Raw genomic sequence first — 1,368 nt, forward strand, 5'->3', positions numbered from 1 at the left:
CAGGGCATTACTTTCCGGGACGGCGTCGAGGTGATCGAGACGCCAGCACAGAACGCCGCCTGATCACCGCCGTCACCCAAATTCCATCATAGCTCATGCGGTAATGGCGGTGGGGCTTGGCCTGGAGGCCTGCGCCGACTGGCAGAAATCCCGCTTCAAGGCAGTCAACCCGGATCGGATCTGCACGGTGGGCCTGTACCGGATGGTGCGGTTTCCAAACTATTTCGGCGAAATGGTGTTCTGGCCGGCGTCTGGGTCTCGGCCATCTCGGCCTTTCGGAGCCCGCTCGCATGGGGGCTCGGTGTGCTGGGATTTGCTTGTATCGAGCTGATCATGCTGGGCGCCAGCCGCCGCCTGGAGCTCAAACAGAGCAGCCGTTACGGCGCCGGCAGCGCCTACCAGGGCTATGCGCGCACGACGCCAATTCTCTTCCCGTTCCTGCCTCTTTATTCCATGAGACTCCGCAAACCGGCCCCGCAGTGACGGCGGGAAAAGCCTGCGTCGCCGGCGCCACCGGTTACTTGGGCCACCGGGTTGTCGCCGCACTGCGCGCCCAGGGCGTCCTGGTCGTCGCGATACTGAAGGACCGGTCGAGTGATGCCGACCTGGCGAGGCTGGCGCATTGCGGCGCGGCACTCGCGTTCGTCGATGCCTCCCGGCTCGAACCTTATGGCGAGGCACTCGCAGGCGCCGCGGTGGCGATTTCCTGCATGGCCTCGGCCAGCGGGCATGTGGGCGTGGCAGATGATTTCTGGGCCATCGATCGCGACGCGAATATCCGGTTCGGGCATGCGGCGGTTCGCGCCGGCGTTCGCCATGTCATCCTGGTTGCCACATTTGAAGGCCAGGCCTCCCGGCGTGTGAGCGCCTTCAGCGGCGCCAAGGAATGCGCGGTTGATGAAATTGGGTTGGCATGCCGCCAGGCGGGCGTCATCTTCACCGTGATCCGGCCGACCGCCTATTTCAGCGACCTGACGGATCGCGCGTTTAACTCTGTGCGCGCCAGGCACCGCCATACTGTGGTCGGCGACGGGCGCCACCGCATCAACCCCGTCCACGGAGACGATGTCGCCGCATTTCTCATCGATTGTATCGACGACCCCACCAGAGCGGGCCGCGAGCATCGGCTCGGCGGGCCGGATGTTTTTTCATTCCGGGACATCGGCCTGCTCGCGGCCGAGGTGCTCGGCTGCGCCCGCTCGCTCAGGATCATCTCCATACCCATCTGGTCGCTACGAGTGATGGCGGCGGCAGGCACAGCCATCAGTCTGTTCGTAACCATCCGGTCTGAGCCGCCTGCCGCTACGGGAAGAAGCCGCTCATAAGAGCGCTGCTATGAGCTGATTCATATGCAGGGAGCTGTGGCGG

Annotated in this window: 3 protein-coding genes; all 3 read left to right on the forward strand. The window is 64.5% G+C overall.

The window, feature by feature from the left end:
* Window positions 1-88: 88 nt before the first annotated feature.
* From BW994_RS20620 to BW994_RS18755, 3 genes are read left to right on the forward strand one after another with little or no spacing between them, the layout of a single operon-like run.
* A complete protein-coding gene (locus BW994_RS20620) occupies window positions 89-331 on the forward strand; it encodes a DUF1295 domain-containing protein (protein ID WP_408734969.1) in 243 nt (80 codons plus the stop codon).
* A gap of 2 nt (window positions 332-333) precedes the next feature.
* A complete protein-coding gene (locus BW994_RS19825) occupies window positions 334-483 on the forward strand; it encodes a hypothetical protein (RefSeq protein WP_156038217.1) in 150 nt (49 codons plus the stop codon).
* Complete coding sequence (locus BW994_RS18755) at window positions 480-1,325, forward strand: SDR family oxidoreductase (protein ID WP_029314508.1); 846 nt, start codon at window positions 480-482, stop codon at window positions 1,323-1,325. Before BW994_RS19825 ends, BW994_RS18755 begins: the two co-directional genes overlap by 4 nt.
* The last annotated feature ends 43 nt before the right edge of the window (window positions 1,326-1,368 follow it).

The sequence above is a fragment of the Acidiphilium rubrum genome, assembly GCF_900156265.1.
GTDB lineage: Bacteria > Pseudomonadota > Alphaproteobacteria > Acetobacterales > Acetobacteraceae > Acidiphilium > Acidiphilium rubrum.